The organism is Dermacoccus barathri, assembly GCF_015070805.1.
GTDB classification, from domain to species: Bacteria; Actinomycetota; Actinomycetes; order Actinomycetales; family Dermatophilaceae; genus Dermacoccus; species Dermacoccus abyssi.
Genome location: NZ_JADCTK010000001.1, coordinates 167,628 through 185,878, shown reverse-complemented (window position 1 = coordinate 185,878; position 18,251 = coordinate 167,628). Strand labels below are relative to the sequence as shown.

At 68.2% G+C, this 18,251-nt stretch carries 16 protein-coding genes; 5 read left to right on the top strand and 11 right to left on the bottom strand.

The window, feature by feature from the left end; all coding sequences use genetic code 11:
- Window positions 1–57: 57 nt before the first annotated feature.
- The 10 genes from IM689_RS00885 to IM689_RS00840 form a co-directional block, all read right to left on the bottom strand.
- Window positions 58–987 carry a formate/nitrite transporter family protein gene (locus IM689_RS00885; protein WP_193642502.1) on the bottom strand — a complete coding sequence of 310 codons (930 nt, stop codon included), beginning with the start codon at window positions 985–987 and terminating at the stop codon, window positions 58–60.
- A 27-nt stretch (window positions 988–1,014) separates the two neighbouring features.
- The gene (locus IM689_RS00880) at window positions 1,015–1,536 is read right to left on the bottom strand and encodes a flavin reductase family protein (protein ID WP_193642501.1); all 522 of its coding nucleotides are present in this window, start codon (window positions 1,534–1,536) and stop codon (window positions 1,015–1,017) included.
- 8 nt (window positions 1,537–1,544) lie between these two features.
- Window positions 1,545–2,624 carry an acyl-CoA dehydrogenase family protein gene (locus IM689_RS00875; protein ID WP_193642500.1) on the bottom strand — a complete coding sequence of 360 codons (1,080 nt, stop codon included), beginning with the start codon at window positions 2,622–2,624 and terminating at the stop codon, window positions 1,545–1,547.
- A 141-nt stretch (window positions 2,625–2,765) separates the two neighbouring features.
- The gene (locus tag IM689_RS00870; RefSeq protein ID WP_227484342.1) at window positions 2,766–3,167 is read right to left on the bottom strand and encodes an OsmC family protein; all 402 of its coding nucleotides are present in this window, start codon (window positions 3,165–3,167) and stop codon (window positions 2,766–2,768) included.
- 298 nt (window positions 3,168–3,465) lie between these two features.
- Window positions 3,466–4,287: an HpcH/HpaI aldolase/citrate lyase family protein gene (locus tag IM689_RS00865; RefSeq protein ID WP_193642499.1), complete on the bottom strand. Its 822-nt coding sequence runs from the start codon at window positions 4,285–4,287 to the stop codon at window positions 3,466–3,468.
- 105 nt (window positions 4,288–4,392) lie between these two features.
- Window positions 4,393–4,902, bottom strand: coding sequence for a MaoC family dehydratase (locus IM689_RS00860; protein WP_047310477.1), 510 nt, complete (start codon window positions 4,900–4,902; stop codon window positions 4,393–4,395).
- A gap of 370 nt (window positions 4,903–5,272) precedes the next feature.
- Complete coding sequence (locus IM689_RS00855; protein WP_193642498.1) at window positions 5,273–6,451, bottom strand: acyl-CoA dehydrogenase family protein; 1,179 nt, start codon at window positions 6,449–6,451, stop codon at window positions 5,273–5,275.
- A 71-nt stretch (window positions 6,452–6,522) separates the two neighbouring features.
- Window positions 6,523–8,694, bottom strand: a complete 2,172-nt coding sequence (locus IM689_RS00850; protein ID WP_193642497.1) for an ATP-binding protein — start codon at window positions 8,692–8,694, stop codon at window positions 6,523–6,525.
- Window positions 8,695–8,700: 6 nt separating this feature from the next.
- Complete coding sequence (locus IM689_RS00845; protein ID WP_193642496.1) at window positions 8,701–10,278, bottom strand: carboxyl transferase domain-containing protein; 1,578 nt, start codon at window positions 10,276–10,278, stop codon at window positions 8,701–8,703.
- A gap of 314 nt (window positions 10,279–10,592) precedes the next feature.
- On the bottom strand, window positions 10,593–10,826 hold the full coding sequence (locus tag IM689_RS00840) for a hypothetical protein (RefSeq protein ID WP_193642495.1): 234 nt from the start codon (window positions 10,824–10,826) through the stop codon (window positions 10,593–10,595).
- Window positions 10,827–11,886: 1,060 nt separating this feature from the next.
- Here IM689_RS00840 and IM689_RS00835 point away from each other — a divergent pair.
- The 5 genes from IM689_RS00835 to IM689_RS00815 all read left to right on the top strand — a co-directional run bounded on the left by IM689_RS00835 (window position 11,887) and on the right by IM689_RS00815 (window position 16,737).
- Window positions 11,887–12,513 (top strand): SACE_7040 family transcriptional regulator, encoded by a 627-nt coding sequence (locus IM689_RS00835; protein WP_193642494.1) that lies wholly within the window; start codon window positions 11,887–11,889, stop codon window positions 12,511–12,513.
- A gap of 127 nt (window positions 12,514–12,640) precedes the next feature.
- Entirely contained in the window at window positions 12,641–14,278 is a 1,638-nt protein-coding gene (locus tag IM689_RS00830; RefSeq protein WP_193642493.1) for an AMP-binding protein, read from the top strand.
- A 67-nt stretch (window positions 14,279–14,345) separates the two neighbouring features.
- Window positions 14,346–14,849 (top strand): tRNA (cytidine(34)-2'-O)-methyltransferase, encoded by a 504-nt coding sequence (locus IM689_RS00825; RefSeq protein WP_193642492.1) that lies wholly within the window; start codon window positions 14,346–14,348, stop codon window positions 14,847–14,849.
- Between the two features lie 72 nt (window positions 14,850–14,921).
- Window positions 14,922–16,181 carry a glucose-1-phosphate adenylyltransferase family protein gene (locus tag IM689_RS00820; protein WP_227484341.1) on the top strand — a complete coding sequence of 420 codons (1,260 nt, stop codon included), beginning with the start codon at window positions 14,922–14,924 and terminating at the stop codon, window positions 16,179–16,181.
- Between the two features lie 109 nt (window positions 16,182–16,290).
- On the top strand, window positions 16,291–16,737 hold the full coding sequence (locus IM689_RS00815; RefSeq protein WP_193642491.1) for a hypothetical protein: 447 nt from the start codon (window positions 16,291–16,293) through the stop codon (window positions 16,735–16,737).
- Here the strand turns inward: IM689_RS00815 and IM689_RS00810 are convergent.
- Window positions 16,730–18,202 carry a flavin-containing monooxygenase gene (locus IM689_RS00810; RefSeq protein ID WP_193642490.1) on the bottom strand — a complete coding sequence of 491 codons (1,473 nt, stop codon included), beginning with the start codon at window positions 18,200–18,202 and terminating at the stop codon, window positions 16,730–16,732. The two genes, IM689_RS00815 and IM689_RS00810, sit on opposite strands and share 8 nt — an antisense overlap.
- Between the last annotated feature and the right edge of the window lie 49 nt (window positions 18,203–18,251).

Sequence of the window (18,251 nt, the reverse complement as noted above, 5' to 3'; positions counted from 1 at the left end):
CGTGAAGGAGGTAGGCACCCCAGCCAGGTGCCTGCCTTCTTCACGTTCGCTCGGAACTCAGCGCTCGCGCTGCATGAGCCGCGAGACGATGTAGAACGGGAGCGCCACGAGCAGGGCGCCGCCGATGAAGTTGCCGAGCGTCGTCGTCGCGAGGTTACGCAGCATGCCGTGATCGCCGAAGTCCCACGTGATGGGCGTGGCGGGCGCGGCGTCGGGGTGGAACGCGTGGAGCAGCCACGGGAAACCGATGAAGCCGATGTTCGCGATGACGTGCTGCGTGCCGCCGACGACGAAGGCGAACGGGCCGTAGAACGCTAACGCCATCCGGGTGCCTTCATTGCGTGCCTTGAAGAACATGAACATGGCGGTCTGCAGGAACCAGGTGCACAGGACGGCGAGCAGGATGGCCGAGAACGTGCCCTCACCGCTCTTCGCGACGCCGACCTTGAGCGCCTGCTCGGTGAACGGCTTCGCGAGATAGGGCCCACCGGCGAGGGCGGCCACCGTGACGAAGAAGAGGGTGCCGAGCAGGTTTCCCACGAGCCCGAGCCCGAGGAACCGGGCGTACGCGCCGACTCTGATCTGGCGGCGCAGCAGGAGGATGAGGCCCGCGGCCATGTCGGCGGTGATGAGCGAGACGCCCGAGACGAGGATGAGGACGAACGACATCCCGAAGGCCAGGCCCACAACGGGGGATTTGAGGCCGGGCGTCGACACGTTGGTTGCCACCGTCAGGGAGAGCAGGACGCCGAAGGCGACGAAGACGCCGCCGATGAGGGAGCGCACGAAGTGCGACAGCGGATGGCTCGCCTTCTCCAGGGCTCCCGAAGCGACGCGGTCGACCATCTCGGGGATGGTCGAGAACTCGGAGACGGGTCGCGCGGCGGGCGTCGGGCTCGTGCCGGACGAGCGGTGCGCAGGCACGTGCTCGTCGCTGTTCTGGGCGTCCGAGGCGCTGTCGCCCGGGCGCTCGAGGGTGTCGGTCATGGTGGTCCTTCTGGTTTCGGTGGAGCGTCAGATCTCGTAGGTGAGGGCTGCTTCGTTCCAGTCGTGCATCGTGCCGGAGTGGTAGAGCAAGGGGCCCTTGTCGTTGCGCTGCATCTCCTCGATGTGGGTGAGGAGGATGACGTGGTCGCCCGCGTCGTAGATGCGCTCGACGAAGCCGCTCACCCACGCCGAGGTGCCGGCGAGCAGGGGCGAGCCGTTGGCCGAGCTGGAGTAATCGAGTCCGGCGAACCGGTCCTCGCTGCGTCCGGCGAACAACCGCGCGACGCTCTCCTGGTCACGCCCGAGCACGTTGACGGCCATGTGCTTGCCGACGCGGAACGCCGGCAGGCTGCCGGCCGTCCGCGCCACGCAGACCAGGAGCAACGGTGGCTTGAGCGAGACCGAGGTGAACGAACTCACGGTGAGGCCGACGGGTGTCGTCCCTCCGGTCGTCGTCGTGATGACGGTGACGCCCGTGGGGAACGCGCCCATCGTGTTGCGCAGGGCGACCGGGTCGATGTAGCCGGGGTCGGTCCAGTTGTCGTCCATGCCCGGCCTCAGTTCGCCTGGGAGAGCTCCCAGCGCAGCTGACCTTCGCTGGGGCTCTGAACGGGAATGAAGGTCGCCTCGCGGAAGCGGCGCGACGCCGGGGTGGCGCTCGCGTAGCCCTTGCCGCCGGCGGTGCGGATCTCGAGACCGGCAGTGGCCGTCGCGACCTCTGCGGCGGCGAGGCGCATCGAAAGCAGTTCCTTCGGGCGCGGAGCCTCCTCGGTGCCGACGGAGGCGGCGAGGCGACGCGTCGTCGTCTCGATGAGAGCGTGGCGGCCGCCCGTCGTGTCGACCTCGGCGGTGAAGACGGAGTTCACACCGACGAGACCTTCCCGGGCCTCCTCGAGGCTCTTGCTCGCGAGGCCGACGCACATCGCCGTCTGCAGGGTGAGGAACGTGGGGCGGATGCCGCGCAGGAACGTCTCGAAGTTGCGGGAGAGCACCTCGTCGTTGCTGACGAACACCTCGTCGAGCGTGACGAAGGACGACGCCGTCGACCCGAGGCCGAGCAGGCCGAACGGCTTGCCGAGGCTCACGCCGTCACGCTCGAGGGGGAGGGCGAAGGCGAACTTCGAACCGTCGCCGGCGCGGGCCGCGCTCACCATGAGGGAGTCGTCGTAGAGGTTGCTCGCCCAGCGCAGCGAACCGCTGATCGTGTAGCCGCCGTCGACCTCGGTGGCCGACAGGTCGACGGAGCCGCAGCCGGCGACGTCCTTCATCGCGGACGCCATGCCGGTCACGCCGAGGCGGTTGCTGGTGGCGAGCTCGTCGGCCCAGCGCGAGGCGGTGTCGGTGCCGGCCGCGCGCAGGTACTCGATCGTCATGCGCGTGGCCCACAGCGCGAACGCGCTGCTCATGCACTCGCGGGCGACGGCGCGGATGACGTCGACCTGGGCGGGCAGGTTGCCGCCGGAGTTGTGCGGAGCGCCGAGATCGAGCAGGCCGCGCTCGCCGAGCTTTGGGAAGGAGCGGCGAGCCTGCTCCTCACCGCGGTCGAGGGCGCTCGCGTGCTCACGGATGTCCTCGAGCAGGGCCTCGTCGATCGTGGGGACGGAGGTCTGGGGTGCGCGGGTCGCGGTGGTGGTCATGGTTCCTCCGGGTGGTCGGGCAGCGCGCCGTGGGCGGCGCGTCGAGTGGGTCGGCGTCGGTGCGTGGGCCGTCGGCGGCGCACAGGGACGACGCGAACGGCCCCGCACCGGGGTTGGCGCGGGGCCGTTCGAGGGGTGCGATCAGGCTTCGATCGTGAGGTCGGAGTCGACCTTCACGTTGCGCGTGTAGGTGCCGACGACCGGCGACCACTTGACCGCGTTGTCGTGGATCTCCTGCAGGACGGCGTCGTCGGCGTCACCGGCGAGCGTCACCTTGATGCGGACGTCGGAGAAGCCCGTCTGCTTGTCGTCCGGCACGTCGCCGACGCCCCAGACGGCCGAGATGTCGATGTCGCCCTCCATCTCGACAATGATCTTGTCGAGCGTGACGCCGCGGTGCGTCGCGTTGGCGAGCAGGCCGACGGAGACGCAGGAGCCGAGGGCGGCGAGGGCCATCTCGCTCGGGTTCGGCGCGGAGTCGTCGCCGAGGAGTGCCGGCGGCTCGCCGACGAGCACCGGCTTGAGGTCGCGCACGTACGTCATGTTGCGGAAGCCGGCCTCGCACTCGGTGCGTGCCTTGAGCGTCTTGCGACGGGTCGAGGGGTCGTCCTTGGCGTTGCAGGACAGCTTGTCGATGGCCGCGGCGTCGATGCCTTCGAGCTTGGCGTTGACCGTGGTCGTGGATTACCTCCTGGTCGAGATCGAGGTTCCGGCGTAGCAATAACCAGGGGTTTCTCTAATCCCAACATCTTGCTCGTCGATGTGGACGCAGGCTGCGACGAAGCCCCGGCGTCACCGGTGGGGCGACGTCGGGGCTTCCGATGTGAGTGATTGGACGGCGTCAGTTCTCCGCGCGCCGCAGGATCTGCTGGGCCTGCTTGAACACCGGCCCGTCGACCATCTGACCCTCGTACGTGAAGACGCCGCGCTCGCCCTCGGCGGCTGCGAGGAGGCCCTCGGCCCAGGCGACCTGCTCGTCGGTGGGCGCGTAGGCGTCGCGGATGACCGCGACCTGCTTGGGATGGATGGCGACCTTCGCGTCGAAGCCGATGTTCACCGCGTCGTCGGTCTCCGCGGCGAGGGCGTCGAGATCGCCGATGTCCATGAAGACCGAGTCGAGGGCGAAGCAGCCGTGGGCCTTGGCGGCGAGCAGGACGCTGCCGCGCACCTGCGTCACGATCGGGTGATAGCTGCCGTCGGCGAGGCGGCTACGGCGCCCGCCGAGCCCTGCGGTGAGGTCTTCCGAACCCCACATGAAGCCGACGACGTTCTCGGCCGCTGCGATCTGGGAGGCGTTCACCGCGCCGAGCGGCGACTCGACGAGGGCGATGACCTCGTACCCGTCGAGCTTGTCGACGTCGGCGCGCGTCTCCGTCTTCGCGAGCATGACGCGCCGGTATGGCGTCTTCTCGAGCGCGGCGAGGTCGTCGGCGAACTCGTCCGTGGTGGCCGCGTTGACGCGCACGACCGTGCGCTCGACGTCCTGCAGGTCATCGATGATCGACTGACGCGCTCCCGCCTTGGCGTCCGGGCTCACCGCGTCCTCGAGGTCGAGGATGACGACGTCCGCGGCTGCCGCGGCCTTCGCGTAACGCTCAGGGCGGTCGGCGGGGCAGAAGAGCCAGCCGGGGCCGGGCATCGTCCACGAGGTTGCAGTGTCCATCGGTTCCTCCGGGTCGAAAACGGTGACGGTTGGGGTACGTGGTGACGGTCAGACATCACCACTTACCCCAACCGTCACCAGGTGCTGGTCATGAGGTCGGCTGGTTCAGGAAGCCGGTGCGCACTTCACGAGCGTCTGACGCACCGCCACCGCGACGACGTCGCCGTGCTGGTTGCGCCCGGTGTGGCGCAGCGTGACGATGCCCTGGCCTGGGCGCGATTTCGACTCGCGCTTGTCCTCGACGGTCGTCTCCGCGTAGAGCGTGTCACCGGCCTTCATCGGCGCCGGGAACGAGATCTCGCTGAAGCCGAGATTCGCGACGATGGTGCCCATCGTCAGCTGCGCGACGCTGAGGCCGACGAGGGTCGAGAGTGTCCACATCGAGTTGACGAGGCGCTCGCCGAACTCCGTCTCGGCGCCGTAGGCGGCGTCGAGGTGCAGGGCCTGCGTGTTCATCGTCAGCGTCGTGAACAGAGTGTTGTCGGCTTCGGTCGCCGTGCGTCCGGGGCGGTGCAGGTACGTCGTACCCACCTCGTACTCCTCGAACCACAGGCCGCGCTGCTCGACGGTCTTGCCCTGCGTGACGTCGTCCGGCGTCTCGGGGATGGGGGTCATGGGAGTGTCCTCACTCGTGGGTGTGGCGTGTTCAGGAACATTTTCATGGGGACTCTTCGGTCACTCGTTCCGGTCCGGTGCTCGCTGCGCTGCGCTCCGATCCTCACGAGTGATTCAGAGTCATCGTTTTTCTTGGGACTCGTCGGTCACTCGTTCCGGTCCGGTGCTCGCTGCGCTGCGCTCCGATCCTCGGGAGTGATTCAGAGTCATCGTTTTTCTTGGGACTCTTCGGTCACTCGCTCCGGTCCGGTGCTCGCTGCGCTGAGCTCCGATCCTCAGGAGTGATTCAGAGTCAGCCTTTGTGGGGACTCTTCGGTCACTCGTTCCGGTCCGGTGCTCGCTGCGCTGCGCTCCGATCCTCACGAGTGATTCAGAGTCCCAGTTCCCGGGCGATGAGCATGAGCTGCACCTCGGTGGTGCCCTCGCCGATCTCGAGGATCTTCGAGTCGCGGTAGTGGCGCGAGACCGTGTACTCGTTCATGAAGCCGTAGCCGCCGTGCACCTGCGTGGCGTCGCGGGCGTTGTCCATCGCGGCCTCGGAGGCCACCATCTTCGCGACGGACGCGGCCTTCTTGAACGGCTTGCCGGCCAGCATGAGCGCTGCGGCGTTGTAGTAGGCCGAACGCGCGGCGTGGGCGCGGGCCTCCATGCGGGCGATCTTGAACTGGATGGCCTGATAGGCGCCGATGTTCTGCCCGAACGCCTGACGCTCCTTCGCGTACTTCACCGACTCGTCGACGCAGCCCTGCGCGGCACCGACGGCCAGCGCCGCGATGGCGATGCGGCCCTCGTCGAGGATGCGCAGGAAGTTGGCGTAGCCACGGCCGCGCTCACCGAGAAGGTTGGCCTTCGGCACGCGCACGTCGTCGAAGCTGAGGGGGTGCGTGTCGGAGGCGTTCCAGCCCACCTTGTCGTAGGCCGGTTCTGCGGTGAAGCCCGGCGTGGAGGTCGGGACGATGATCGTCGAGATCTCCTTCTTCGTGCGGCCGTCACTCGTCTGCGACTCACCCGTGACGGCGGTGACCGTGACGAGCTTCGTGATGTCCGTGCCGGAGTTGGTGATGAACTGCTTCGAGCCGTTGATGACCCACTCGTCGCCGTCCTCGCGGGCCGTCGTCTTCGTGCCCGACGCGTCGGAACCGGCACCGGCCTCCGTCAGACCGAAGCCACCGAGGGCCTCACCCGAGGCGAGCTGCGGCAGCCACTCGCTCTTCTGCTCCTCGTTGCCGAAACGGAAGATCGGCATGGCGCCGAGGCCGACGCCGGCCTCGAGCGTGATGGCGACGCTCTGGTCGACCTTCGCGAGCTCCTCGAGGGCGAGGCACAGGGCGAAGTAGTCGCCGTCCATGCCGCCGTACTCCTCGGGGAACGGCAGCCCGAACAGGCCCATCTCGGCCATGCCCTTGACGACCTCGTACGGGAACGTGTGGTTCTTGTCGTGCTCGGCGGAGACGGGTGCGACGACCTTCTGGCTGAAGTCGCGCACCATCTTCTGCAGGTCGGCGTACTCGTCGGGCAGGTTGTCGGCCGCGAGGAACGACGTGTCCATGGGTTTCTCCTTCGGTCGGGAGGAAGTCGGTGAGCTGGTATCGGCGCGCGTGACGCGCCGCGGGTGATCGGTCAGGTGGCATCGGGTGGGGTGATGCGGGCGAGCACCTCGTCGACGGCCACCTGGGTGCCGGCGGGGGCGAGGATCTCGACGGTGCCGTCGATGGGCGCGGTGAGCGAGTGCTCCATCTTCATGGCCTCGACGATGACGATCGTCTGGCCCGCGCTCACCTCGTCGCCGTTCTCCACCTGCACCGCGATGACAGCGCCCGGCATCGGGCTCTTGATGTCGCCGCCCGCAGCGGCAGCCGCGTCTCCGTGGAGGCTGACGTGCTTGGCCTCCTTGACCGCAAACGTGCCCTCGGGCGAGCCGACCCACACGGTGCGCACACCCTGCTTGTCGGTGACGACCTCGGTGGTGAACGAGCGGCGCAGCCCCGCAGTCGTCACGGCGAGACGGCCCGAGCCGTCACGGCGCGTGATCGTGGCGCGCGTGGCGTCACTGCTCGCGGCGTCGGCCTGCGGCTGGCTCGCCTGCTGGGGCGGCAGGCCGCGGCGCAGCGTGACGTCCTCGCCGCCGTCCTTCGTCGAGACGAGAGCGACCTCGGTGACGCTCGTGCCCGATTCGCTCTCGGCGTCGGCCACCTCGAAGCGCACCGTCCGTGCGCTGCGGCGTCCGCCGACGCGCCAGCCGTCGATGCCCTGCCACACGGCCTGGGCGCCCGTCGGTTCGGCCTCGGCTTCGGAAGGCTCGAGAAGCGTTGCCGCAGCGGCGACGAGCACGTCGTCGGGGGCCGGGGTTGCGACGTAGTCGCCGACGCGGGCATCGAGCAGGCCGGTGTCGAGTCGACCCGCCTGCACGTCGTCGTCGGCGAGGAGGAAGCGGACGAAGTCGATGTTCGTCGTCACGCCGAGCACGTGGGTCTTCGCCAGGCCCTCGTCGAGCGAGGCAAGAGCAGCGGTGCGGTCTTCGCCGTAGCCGATGACCTTGCTCAGCATGGGGTCGTAGTCGGAGCCGACGACGGTGCCACGGGCGATGCCGGAGTCGATGCGCAGGTTCGCGGCCTGCGGCTCGTCAAGCCCGACGACCGTGCCACCGGTGGGCAGGAAGCCGCGGGCCGGGTCCTCGGCGTACACGCGCGCCTCGACCGCGTGGCCGGTGAGCGTGACGTCGTCCTGGGTGAACGGCAGTTCCTCACCGGCGGCCACGCGCACCATGAGCTCGACGAGGTCGAGGCCCGTGACGAGCTCCGTGACGGGGTGTTCGACCTGCAGGCGGGTGTTCATCTCCATGAAGAAGAACTCGTCCGGCGCGTCGGCCGAGACGATGAACTCAACCGTTCCCGCACCGACGTAGTCGACGGATCGTGCTGTGTTGCAGGCTGCTTCGCCGATTCGAGCACGCGTTTCGGCGTCGAGCAGGGCCGAGGGCGCCTCCTCGATGACCTTCTGGTGCCGGCGCTGCAGCGAGCACTCGCGCTCACCGAGGTGGATCACGTTGCCGTGCTTGTCCGCGATGACTTGCACCTCGATGTGGCGCGGGCGCAGGACGAAGCGTTCGAGGAAGAGCGTGTCGTCGCCGAAGCTCGTCGCGGCCTCGCGGCGGGCGCGGGCCACGGCGTCGGCCATGTCCTCGGCGCGCTCGACGACATGCATGCCCTTGCCGCCACCGCCGGCGCTCGGCTTGATGAGCACCGGGAAGCCGACGTCGGACGCTGCGGCGACGAGTTCGTCGTCGGTGAGACCCGGGCGCGCGATGCCCGGCACGACCGGCACGTCGAACGCCATGACGGCGTTCTTCGCGGTGATCTTGTCGCCCATCGTCTCGATCGCGTGCGCGCTCGGGCCGAGGAAGGCGATGCCGTTCTCCTCGCACGCGGCCGCGAAGGCCGTGTTCTCGGAGAGGAAGCCGTAACCGGGGTGGACGCCGTCGGCGCCCGTGAGGCGGCACGCGGCGATGACGCGGTCGATGTCGAGGTACGGGTTCTTGGGCCGGCCGTCGGGGTAGCGCTCGTCGGAGGCTCCCTCGAGCAGTTCGGGGGAGGCGAGGCGGACGGCGTCGTCGGCCTCGCGCACGTGCAAGGCACCTGCGTCGGCGTCGGAGTAAACCGCGATCGAGCGGATGCCCATGTGTCGCAGCGTGCGGATGACGCGCACCGCGATCTCGCCGCGGTTGGCGATGAGGACGCTCGTGATGGCGCGCTGCTCGGGCGCCTGGGCCGTGGTCGTCGTGCTCTCGTTCATCTCAGATCACATCCGGAAAACGCCGTAGGAAACATCGTCGAGCGGGGCCTGGGCGCACGCGCCGAGGGCCAGGCCGACGATGTCGCGCGTGTCGGCCGGGTCGATGACGCCGTCGTCCCACAGGCGCGCGGTGGAGTAGTAGGGGTTGCCCTGGTCTTCGTACTGCTGACGGATAGGCTCCTTGAAGGCGTCGGCGTCCTCGTCGCTCCACGGCGTGCCGGCCGCTTCGAGCTGGTCGCCGCGAACCGTCGCGAGCACCGAGGCCGCCTGCTCGCCGCCCATGACGGAGATGCGGGCGTTCGGCCACATGAACAGGAAACGCGGCGAGTACGCGCGACCGCACATCGAGTAGTTGCCGGCTCCGTACGAGCCGCCGATGACGACGGTGAGCTCGGGCACGCGGGCGCACGCGACGGCGGTGACCATCTTCGCGCCGTGCTTCGCGATGCCGCCGGCCTCGTACTCGCGCCCGACCATGAAGCCGGTGATGTTCTGCAGGAACAGCAGCGGCGTCTTGCGCTTGTCGGCGAGTTCGATGAAGTGCGCGCCCTTCTGGGCGCTCTCGCCGAAGAGAACACCGTTGTTCGCGATGATCGCGACGGGGTGGCCGTGGATGTGCGCGAAGCCCGTGACGAGCGTCTTGCCGTACTCGGCCTTGAACTCGTGGAACTCGCCGTCGTCGACGATGGTGTCGATGACGTCGTGCACGTCGTAGGGCGTGCGCAGGTCGACCGGCACGACGTCGTAGAGGCGCTCCTGGGCGTGCTTCGCGGGGCGCGGCTCCACCATGCGCCACGGAACCTCGGCCTTCGGGCCCAGGGTGCGCACGATGCTGCGCACGCGACGCAGCGCGTCGTGGTCGTCGTCGGCGAGGTGGTCGGTGACGCCGGAGGTTTTGGAGTGCAGGTCCCCACCGCCGAGATCCTCGGCCGTGACCACTTCACCCGTGGCTGCCTTCACGAGCGGCGGACCGCCGAGGAAGATCGTGCCCTGATTGCGCACGATGACGGTCTCGTCGCTCATCGCCGGAACGTAGGCACCACCGGCGGTGCACGATCCCATGACGGAGGCGATCTGCGGGATGCCCTTCGCCGAGAGGGTGGCCTGGTTGTAGAAGATGCGGCCGAAGTGCTCGCGGTCGGGGAACACCTCGTCCTGCTTGGGCAGGAACGCGCCGCCGGAGTCGACGAGATAGATGCACGGCAGGTGGTTGTCGCGGGCGATCTCCTGCGCGCGCAGGTGCTTCTTCACCGTCATCGGGTAGTACGTGCCGCCCTTGACGGTGGCGTCGTTGGCCACGATGACGCATTCGCGGCCCTCGACGCGTCCGATGCCGCCGATGACACCGGCGCCGGGGCACTCGTCGCCGTACATGCCGTCGGCGGCGAGCGGGGCGATCTCGAGGAACGGGCTGCCCGGGTCGAGGAGGGTTTCGACGCGGTCGCGCGGCAGCAGCTTGCCGCGGCTGACGTGACGCTCGCGGGCCTTGTCGCTGCCACCGCGTGCTGCGGTGCGGAGTTTGCCGTCGAGCTCCTCGAGCAGGCGCTGGTGCTCTGCTCGGTTCGCGGCGTGATCGAGGGCCATGCGTTCGCTCCCGGAAGTCGGTGGGTCGGAAGGCGGTTCGTGGCGAGTGACGTCACATCGCGCTCGTGCGCGCCGTTGAGCACCGCGTGACGTGAGTCACTCGCAAACTCAGTTAATCACAATTAACTGAAATGTGGGACTCTGCGCGAATGTCGGCTTCACGGGCATGTGAAACGGCCCCGAACCGTCAAGGTTCGGGGCCGTCGTGATCGCAGCGAAGCCGGGGCGAAAGAGGCACCCGCCTGTGCACGCGCTCGGGGAAGCGAACTGAAGTGGTGTGGTCGACTCAGCCGCCCGGGAAGCGCTGGAGGGGTTCAGCCGTAGTAGCTGATGCTGCTTCCCTCGCCCTGACGGGTGCTCGCCGGCCCCGTGCCGCCACCTGGTCCGAAGTGGACGGTGACGGGGTGATCCTCTTCGAGGAAGCGCTGTTCGGCGTGGTTGCCGAAGCCGTCTGGGCTGGAGCGAATCGCGCGGCGCTTGTGGTCCTTGTTCCATGCGAGCGCGAGCGCGATCACGATGGCGGCGATGACGATTGACCAGAACACCATGGTGTGGGCCTTTCCTCGTGTCCGGTACCACGACCGGCTCTTGAGGGGAGCGTAACGCCGTCGCGATCGGGGCGGAACGGTTCGAGTGGTCACGGTTTTGTGTCGCCATGTGCGCGTTGTCGAGGCTCGGAGCCGCGCGGCGACGCGGTGCGAGGAAGGCCGCCGCTCGTGGAGCTGTCGCTCCGGCCCCGTCCAGCAGCATCGGTAGAACGTGGTGTGATGCCCACGTGGACATCGACATTCGCAAAGAGACTTCGTCGGACGCCTCTGTGCGCGCGTAACGGCGAACCAGTCGTATGCGCTCAGGGTGGCCGGTCGCTTGCCGCCTCGTCAGGGTGACGCTGCCGTCGTCGGTGGCCGTGACGACGAACTCCTCCGTTGACCGCTTGCCCGGCGGGGGTGAGCAGGCGTCGGAGACTGTGGCGAGGGCGACCACGTGATCGGGGTCGCGCAAGGGCTTGCCCTCTCGTTCCACGACGAGGAGTTCGTCGTCACGTTGGACGAACGCCTTCTTGTGTGAGCAGTCGACGTATGTCACGAGCGTGGTGTCCTGCGAGAGAGCATCGTCGCGATACATCTTCGTCGTCGTGACGGTCCCGGCCCGCCGGGCAGCCGCCGCGTCGAGCCGATCGAGTTGGTCCACGGTGAACACATCCCCCTTGCGCACCTTGCTCAGGTCCAAAAGCCGGCCTGCGACGCCCGGGCCGGACGATGCGTGTGCTGACAGCCTCGTCGATCCCTCGGTGGGAGTGTGCCCCTTGGGGGCTCGCGGCTGCCCGTCGCTGCTCGCTGCGGCGCAACTCGTCAGGGCCAGGGTCGTTGCCACGAGTTCGACCGTGCGGGCCGCCGCTGTTCTCTTGGTCGTCGCCGAGGACGATCGATGTGTCAGGGCCATGGTCCGCCGCCTTCCGTGCGCTCGCGTGCTTCGTGAAACAACCTCTTCGCGCCCCCGCAACGGCGTTCGGCGCCCCTGGGCGCGCGCTGGAGTGTCCACGGTTCACATGTCGTTTCGGTTAACTGTGCTTAACTGAAATCTCCAGCGACCGAGAGCGAGACGGCTATGACGGCGACCGACGCGGCGGCGGACACGCGCACCGCCCGCGAACGCAGCAAGGCCGAGCGTCGTCAGCAGATCCTCGACGCCGCGGCCGAACTCATCGCCGACCGTGGTCTCGCCGGCGTCCGGCTCGAAGACCTCGGCAAGGCCGTCGGCATCAGTGGCCCGGCGGTCTACCGACACTTCGCCAACAAGGAAGCCGTTCTCGAGGAGCTCCTTGTCGGCATCAGTGAGTACCTCCTCACCCACGGCTCCGCGGTCGTCGAGGCAGCACCAACGCCGCAGGCCGCGCTCGAATCGCTCGTCGACTTCCACATCGACTTCTCCCTGACGAAGCCCGCACTCATCCGGGTGCAGGGGCGCGACCTCGCGAGCCTCGACGCCGACGCCCGCCACACGGTGCGTCAGCTGCAGCGCCGCTATGTCGAGATCTGGGTGCGCGTTCTGTGCGATCTCGACCCCGAACTCTCCGTCGAGAGCGCACGCATCAAAGCGCACGCCGGGTTCGGCGCCCTCAACTCGACACCGCATTCCAGTGGCCGCACGACCCCCCTCGCCGCGGCTCAGGGGGAGCGTACCCGCGGCGTCCTGCGTCAGATGGCGCTCGCCGCGCTCACGCCGTCGCGCTGAGACAGCCGAAGAATTTCGGTTAACAACCATTAACTGAACCCTTGTGATGTGGTTCACTGGCCGGACCGACCTGTGACCCCAGTCACCGTGCGCGCAGCCCGGACGCCGCGCCGAAAGGGAGCTGACGATGACCGAAAAGCTGGACGCCGCACTCAGCCACACGCGCGGTGAGACGGACACCCCGCTGATCGAGCAGACGATCGGCGACAACCTCGACGCCACCGTCGAGACCTATGCCGATCACGAGGCGCTCGTCGACATCGAGAGCGGCCGTCGCTGGACCTACGGCGAGTTGCTCGCCGACGTCGAGACGCTCGCTGCGGGCCTGCTCGAAGCCGGCGTCGAGAAGGGCGATCGCGTCGGTATCTGGGCGCCCAACTGTCCCGAATGGACCTTGACGCAGTACGCCACCGCGAAGATCGGCGCCGTCCTCGTCAACATCAACCCGGCCTACCGCAGCCACGAACTCAAGTACGTGCTCGAGCAGGCGGGCATCTCCACCCTCATCTCGATGCCGAAGTTCAAGACGAGCAACTACGCGCGCATGATCGAGCAGGTCAAGGACGACTGCGAGCAGTTGGCGCGCATCGTTTTCATCGGTAAGCAGACCTGGGACGAACTGTTCGCCGCCGGACGCGACGCGGGGGAGCGCGGCGTCGCGGCCGTTCGCGAGATCCAGGCCGGTCTCGACAACGGCGAGGCCATCAACATCCAGTACACGAGCGGCACGACGGGCTTCCCCAAGGGCGCGACGCTGAGCCACCGCAACATTCTCAACAACGGCTTCTTCGTCGGCGAGCTGTGCAGCTACACAGCCGACGACCGCGTCTGCATCCCGGTGCCCTTCTACCACTGCTTCGGCATGGTCATGGGCAACCTCGCGTGCACGACGCACGGCGCCGCCATGATCATCCCCGCGCCCGGTTTCGACCCCGTCAGCTCCCTGCGAACCGTCGAGGCCGAGCGCTGCACGAGCCTCTACGGCGTCCCGACGATGTTCATCGCCGAACTGGCCCTCGACAACTTCGACGAGTTCGACCTCACGAGCCTGCGCACCGGCATCATGGCCGGCTCGCCGTGCCCGGAGCACACGATGCGCCAGGTGATGGAGAAGATGCACATGGAGGAGGTCTCCATCTGTTACGGCATGACGGAGACCTCGCCGGTGTCGCTGCAGACGCGCAAGAACGACACCGTCGCCCAGCGCACGCAGACGGTCGGCCGCGTCGGCCCGCACCTCGAGGTGAGCATCGTCGACCCCGTGACCAACGAGGTCGTCGGCCGCGGCGAGCCCGGCGAGCTGTGCACCAAGGGCTACTCGGTGATGCTCGGCTACTGGGAGCAGGACGACAAGACGGCCGAGGCGATCGTCGACGGCTGGATGCACACCGGCGACCTCGGCGTCATGGACGAGGACGGCTACGTCGCCATCACCGGGCGCATCAAAGACATGGTGATCCGCGGCGGCGAGAACATCTACCCGCGTGAGATCGAGGAGTTCCTCTACAACCACCCGGACATCGTCGACGCGCAGGTCATCGGCGTGCCCGACGAGCGCTTCGGCGAGGAACTCATGGCGTGCGTGCGCCTGCGGGACGGCGCCGAGGAGCTCACAGCGGAGTCGCTACGCGAGTACTGCAGCGGCAAGCTCGCCCACTACAAGGTGCCCCGCTACGTGCGTGTCATGGAGGAGTTCCCCATGACGGTGACGGGCAAGATCCGCAAGATCGAGCTGCGCGAGCAGGCCTCGGAGTACATGAAGTGACGCCGGTCGCCGGCGCGCGAGCAGCCCTTGGGTTCGCTCGCGCGCCGGCATCCGTTAGGTTCGCCGCGTGCAGATCGTCCTCGTTCACCCGCAGATCGCGCCCAACACGGGCAACGTCATCCGGCTTGCGGCGAACGTCGGGGCGAGCCTGCACCTCGTCGAGCCGCTGGGCTTCTCGATGGACCACCGTCTCCTGCGCCGCGGCGGGCTCGACTACCACGAGCTGACGGAGGTGCACGTTCATGTCGACCTCGATTCAGCCCGCGAGGCGTGCCCGGGACGGTGGTTGGCGCTCACCTCCCGTGGCGCTCGTCGGTATGACGAGGTCGACTACCGCAGCGACGACGTTCTCGTCTTCGGCTGTGAGGCAACCGGTTTGCCTGACGAAGTGCTCGCGACCTTCGCTACGGACGAGCGTGTGCACCTGCCGATGGCGCCGGGTAACCGAAGCCTCAACCTCGCAAATGCCGTCGCCGTCGTCGCCTACGAGGCGTGGCGTCACCTCGGCTTCGAGGGAGCGGGCGGGGCGGCGACGAGCATCGAGGCGATTGCGGCGCAGCCCCTCGACTGAGGCTGTCACGACTCGCGTCGCCCACCCCGGCGAGTGGTTGTGAACGCCGGTGGCGCCCGGCAGGATTGGCGCATGGCCGACTCGATGCCCCTGCCCCGCGCACCCAAGGTGCTCGCCATCGTCCAAGCCGGCGGAAAGGGCTCCCGCATGGGAGCGCTCACCGCCGACCGCGCGAAGCCGGCTCTGCCTTTCGGAGGTACTCACCAACTCATCGACATCACCCTGTCGAACATCGCCAACTCGGGCATCGGCTCGGTGTGGGTTTCAGTGCAGTACCAGGCCGGTTCACTCGACGAGCACCTCCAGCACGGGCGGCCGTGGGATCTCGACCGCAACGTCGGCGGCTTCCGGCGCGTCGTGCCCGACGAGGTCGACGCCGTGCGCACCGGTGGTTTCGCAGCGGGTAACGCGGACGACCTCTACCGCATCCGCCGGGAGATCGAGCGCGAGGACGCCGACGTCGTCGTTGTCCTGAGCGCCGACCAGATCTTCGCCCTCGACCTGCGCGACGTCATCGCGGCTCACCTCGAGACCGGGGCCGCCTGCACCATCGTCACCACGCAGGTGTCGCGCTCGCAGGCCTCCGACAAGGCCGTCGTCATCACGGACGCCACCGGCAAGGTGACGCGCGTCGAGGAGAAGCCCGAGAACCCGGAGAGCACGACCATCTCGGCGGAGATCTTCGTGTACGAGAAGGACGCCCTCCTCTCGGGCCTCAACAAGGCCGAGAAGGCCACCCGCCCTGACGACGGGAAGGGTGACGACGCCGTCGACGAGACGGGCCTCGGTGACTTCGCGGAGCACCTGCTGCCGCAGATCATCGCGGACGGCCTGGTGCGCACGTACCCGCTCGAGGGGTACTGGAAGGACATGGGGCGTCCGGAGTTGTACCTCGCGGCGCACCGTGACCTCGTGCGCGGCGTCGTGCGTGTCTTCGACGACGTCGACTGGCCGATGCGGACGCTCGCGACGAACAGGGGCGCCGCGCGGGTCCGTGCGGGGGCCGTGGTCGAGGAGAGCGTCATCTCGCCCGGATGCGACATCGCGGGAACGGTGCGGGGTTCGACGCTCGGCCCCGGCGTCGTCGTACGCGAAGGCGCCGTGGTCGAGGACAGTGTCATCTTCGACGCGTGCGTCATCGAGCGTGATGCCGTGGTGAGCACGTCCATCCTCGACGCGAACGTCGCCGTTCGCGCGGGCGTTCGCGTGGGAACGTCGAGCGCCGGTAAGCGAGCGCATGACGACGCGATCGCCGTTGTGGGGCACGACAGTGTGGTGCGATCCGATGTCGTGGCAGGGAGCCAGATCGACCCGGGAAGCACCGTCGCCTGAGGCGCTGACATTGCCGCTCACCTGTGGACAGCGACGCCTGCGCAGTGTTGTCCACAGGCCCGAAGGCTGCTCTCGGCAGCGACGAACCGCGTCGCTCTAGCGTCGGACCATGACGCTCCTCGACGACACCCAGATCCAGGAGGGCGGCGCCGACTTCATTGTGTTCGGTGTGCTCTTCCTCGCCCCCGTCGTGCTGTTCGGCGGCCTGACGCTCTGGCTCATCACGTCACATCCTGCGATGACGAGCCTGCACAAACGGCCGAGGCTTCTCGTCGACACGTTCGACGGGTGGCGCCGCTGGCGCACGCTCGTCTGGGCACTGCCGGTGCTGGGCCCGCTCGTCTACTTCGTCGCCTGGGTGTCTCGTCGCTCGCAGCTGATGCCCGAGCAGTTCGAGGCAGCGCGTGAGCCGTTTCCGGAGATGCCGCCGATCCGCGGCTTCGTGCCGCCAATACTGATGCAGCCGCCACCGGGGTACGTTCCGCGCCCTGGCTCCGTTCCACCAGCACCGAACGACCCGTGGCAGCCGCCCGGCGACGGAAGCCAGGTCAGGTGAAGAGGAAGTCGATCGCGTCGGGCCGTGTGAGGCGCTGTTCGTACTCGCCGACGCCCCCGGGCCACAAGGTGCGGTTCTCGCCGTCGTCATCGAGGTACCAGGACGTGCAGCCGCCTTGACGCCACACGGATCGTTCGCTGCGCTCGCGCATCTCGCGGGTGAAGGCGGGCACGAGTTCGGGGCGCACCTCGACGGATGACGCTCCGCGGCGGTCGCGCTCGTCGAGCAACCGCATGACGTGGGCGATCTGCGCTTCGACCATGAGCAGAACGCTCGTGTGACCGAGGCCCGTGTTCGGCCCGAGCAGCATGAAGAGGTTGGGGAAGCCCGCCATCGTCACGCCGAGGTAGGACTCGACGCCGCTCTGCCACTCCTCGGCGAACGAACGACCGTCACGTCCGGCGATCTGCAGGTGCGCGTAGGAACCCTTGGGGTCGAAGCCGGTGGCGAGCACGAGCGCGTCGAGTTCGTGGACGGTGCCTTCTTCGGTGACGACGCCGTCGGGCATGACGGCGACGATCGGCTCGGTGACGACGCTGACGTCCTCGCGCACGAGAGCGGGGTAGTAGGTGTCGGAGAGGACCACGCGCTTGCACCCCATGGTGTAATCGGGGGTGAGTTTGCGGCGCAGGTCCGGGTCCTTCACCTGGTTCTTGAGGTGTCGTGACGCTTCGCGCGAGGCGATCTCGAGCAGCTTGGGGTGGCTGTCGAACGCGACGGCGCGCAGATCGTTCTTGCGGCGTAACGCCTCACGGTGAACGCGCATGAGGGCGGGGTGGCGGCGGAAACGGTCGATCGTCGCGTCGGAGTACTCGTCGTTGTTCTGCGGCATGATCCACGGCGCGCTGCGCTGGAAGACGGTGAGGTGCTCGGCGTCCTCGGCGAGCGGCGGGATGCACTGCACGGCAGACGCGCCGGTTCCGATGATGCCGACGCAGCGGCCGAACATCGACGTCTCCTGCGGCCATGACGCGGTGTGGATGAGTTCGCCGCCGAAGGTGTGCAGACCGTCGATGAGCGGGATGTGCGGCATGTGCAGGGCTCCGACGCCGAGCACGAGGGCGCGGGCCGTGACGACGGAGACGGAGCCGTCGCTTCCCATCGAGGTGACCTGCCACGTGCCGGAGGCGTCGTCGTAGGCCGCGGCCTGCATCCACGAGTCGAACCGCACGTGCTCACGCAGGCCGTGCTTCTCGACGACCGAAAGCAGGTAATCCTGGATGACGTCGCCGCTCGAGTACGTGTGTGACCAGTACGGGTTGAGGTCGAAGCTGAACGAGTACAGGTGGCTGGGCACGTCGCAGGCGACGCCGGGGTAGCGGTTCTCACGCCACGTGCCGCCGATCTCGTCACCCTTCTCGAGGATGACGAAGCTGCGTCCGGCGGCCTTCAGCGCAACGGCCATGCCGATGCCGGAGAACCCGCTCCCGACGACGACGACATCCACTTCGGCCACTGCACTCACGCATTCCAACCTAACGGTCTGTGCGCGCCGGGGACGGTACCGACACTGC